Genomic DNA, 3,179 nt, shown 5'->3' with positions numbered 1-3,179 from the left:
ACGGATGCGGATGCGGTGTCGGTGCCGATCGGTGCTCCGGTGTTCAACACGCGGGTGTATGTGCTGGACGGGCGGTTGCGGCCGGTTCCGGTGGGTGTCGCGGGTGAGCTGTATCTCGCGGGTGTGCAGTTGGCGCGTGGGTATGTGGCGCGGCCGGATCTGTCCGCGGATCGGTTCGTGGCGAATCCGTTCGATGTTGCGGAGCGGATGTATCGCACGGGTGACCTGGTGCGGTGGACTGCCGCGGGTGAGCTCGAATACCTGGGGCGTACCGATTTCCAGGTGAAGTTGCGTGGTCTGCGGATCGAACTCGGCGAAATCGAGTCCGCCCTGCTGGCGCAACCGCAGGTGGGTCAGGCCGTGGTGACGGTCGCGACCTCGCCGTTGGGCGAGCAACTGGTCGCCTATGTGGTGCCCGCGACGGGTGCACGGATCGAATCCGTGGAATTGCTCGACGCGGTCCGTGCGGTGCTCCCGGCCTACATGGTGCCGGCGACCGTGCTGGAACTGGACGAGTTCCCGTTGAACCCGTCCGGCAAGCTGGATCGCAAAGCATTGCCGCAGCCGCAATTCCAGGCGCGGGAATTCCGGGCGCCGTCGACCCCGATCGAGGAGATCGTGGCCGGTGTCTACGCCGATGTGCTCGGTGCGGAACGGATCGGCGCCGACGACGACTTCTTCGCCCTGGGCGGCAACTCGCTGATCGCGACCCAGGTCGCGGCCCGCCTCGGCCGGGCGCTGGATGCCGACGTCCCGGTGCGGGCGCTGTTCGAAGCGCCCACCGTGGCCGCCCTGGCCGCGCGTGCGGAACTGCGGTCCGCGGCCGGCGGGCGGGCGGCGCTGGTGCCGCAGCCGCGTCCGACCCAGGTCCTGGCGACGGGCGAGGTCGTGGAACGGGTGCCGCTGTCGCTGGCGCAGCAGCGGATGTGGTTCCTGAACCGGTTCGATCCGGATTCGTTCGTGGACAACATCCCGGTCGCGGTCCGGCTGTCCGGTGATCTCGACACGGCCGCCCTGGCGGCCGCCGTCGGCGATGTGCTGGTGCGGCACGAATCGCTGCGGACTTTCTACCCGGAGGTCGGCGGGACTCCGTTCCAGCAGGTGCTGCCGGCGGCCGAGGTGCTGCCGGAGCTGGCGCCGGTCGAGGTCACGGCGGCCGACCTGCCCGCGCGGCTCGCGGAGCTGGTGATGGCGGGCTTCGATGTGACCTCGAGCGTGCCGTTCCGGGCCCGGCTCTTCCGGCTCGGCGCCTCCGAACATGTGCTCGGCTTCGTCGTCCACCACATCTCCGGTGACGGTTTCTCGATGGCGCCGCTGCTCCGCGACGTGGTGACCGCGTACGTGGCGCGTACCGCCGGCGACGAGCCCGGCTGGGCGCCGCTGGAGGTGCAGTACGCCGACTTCGCGTTGTGGCAGCGACAGGTACTGGGCTCGGAGGCCGATCCCGAATCGGTGATCGGCCGGCAGATCTCGTACTGGTCGCGGGAGCTGGCCGGGCTGCCGGATCAGCTGGACCTGCCCGCGGACCGGGCGCGGCCCGCGATCTCCTCGGGCCGGGGCGCCACCCATGCGTTCGAGATCGACGCCGAAACCCATGCCGGGCTGGCCGAACTGGCGCGGGCCGAAGGCGCGACCCTGTTCATGGCCGTGCACGCCGCGTTCGCGGTACTGCTGTCGCGGTTGTCCGGGGAGACCGATATCGCGATCGGCACACCGATCGCGGGCCGCGGTGAACGTGCCCTCGACGATCTGGTCGGCATGTTCGTCAACACCCTGGTGTTGCGGACGCCGGTCGATTCCGGGACCGGGTTCGCCGAGCTGCTGGGTGCGGTGCGCGGTACCGATATCGCCGCGTTCGGGCACGCCGATCTGCCGTTCGAACGGTTGGTGGAGATCCTCAATCCGGTGCGATCGCAGGCCCGGCATCCGCTGTTCCAGGTGATGCTGGCGATGCAGAACACGCCGGCGGTGAACACCGAGTTGTCCGGGCTGGCGATCGGCGCGGTCGACATGCCCCTGGAGACCGCGAAGTTCGATCTCCAGCTGGATCTCGGCGAGCGGACCGGAACGGCCGGCATCGACGCGGTCTTCACCTACGCGACCGATCTGTTCGACCGCGAGACGGTCGCGCAGTTCGCCCAGCGTTTCGTCCGGTTGCTCAAGGCCGTGGTCAAGACGCCGGAGCGGCCGCTGGGTGATCTCCCGCTCCTGGACGCGCTGGAGGCATCGGCGGTACTGCGCGGCGGGTACGGCCCGGAACGCGCCGTCGATCCGGACGCGACCCTGGCCGGTCTGTTCGCCGACCGGGTGGCACGCACTCCGGAAGCGCCCGCGGTGACGTTCGAGGGGACAGGTCTGTCCTACGCCGGGTTCGCCGGCCGGGTGAACCGCCTGGCGCGGCATCTGATCTCGCTGGGCGTCGGGCCGGATGTTCCGGTGGCGCTGGGTATGCGGCGTTCGCTGGATCTGGTTGTGGCGATGTACGCGGTGGTCACCGCCGGTGGTGCGTATGTGCCGCTGGACCCGGAGCAGCCCGCCGACCGCACGGACTACATCCTGGCCACCGCGGACCCGGTCTGTGTATTGACGAGTTCGGCGGACGGATTCACCACGGCGGACCGTCCGGTGGTGGTCGTGGACGAGATCGACCTTTCGGGGTATGCCGATACCGCGGTCACCGATGCGGATCGTCGTGCGCCGTTGCGTCCGTCGAATACGGCGTATGTGATCTTCACGTCGGGTTCGACGGGTCGTCCGAAGGGCGTGGCGGTGTCGCATGCGGCGATCGTCAACCGCCTCGTGTGGATGCAGTCCGAGTACGGTTTGACCGCTTCGGATGTGGTGTTGCAGAAGACGCCATCGACGTTCGATGTGTCGGTGTGGGAGTTCTTCTGGCCGTTGCAGATCGGTGCGCGGCTGGTGGTCGCGAAGCCGGACGGTCATCGGGATCCGGAGTATCTGGCCGAGGTGATCGATACCGAGGGTGTGACGGTGGCGCACTTCGTGCCGTCCATGTTGACGGTGTTCGTGGCGGCGCTGCCCGCCGATGCGGCGCGGTGTGGTTCGTTGCGGTTGGTGTTCTCCTCGGGTGAGGCGTTGGCGCCGAAGCCGGCGCATCGGTTGCGGGAGTTGACCGGGACGGCTGTGCACAACCTGTACGGTCCGACGGAGGCCGCGGT

At 69.0% G+C, this 3,179-nt stretch carries 1 pseudogene; it reads left to right on the top strand.

The features are described 5' to 3' along the window. Window positions 1-21 precede the first annotated feature (21 nt). Window positions 22-3,179: pseudogene (locus ACLML9_RS28220) on the top strand (condensation domain-containing protein); the annotation flags it as partial.

Source organism: Nocardia sp. NPDC002869 (assembly GCF_046764065.1).
In the GTDB taxonomy this organism is placed as follows: domain Bacteria; phylum Actinomycetota; class Actinomycetes; order Mycobacteriales; family Mycobacteriaceae; genus Nocardia; species Nocardia rhamnosiphila.
Note: the sequence above shows the minus strand (reverse complement) of the source record. Positions and strands in the feature narration are given on the sequence as shown.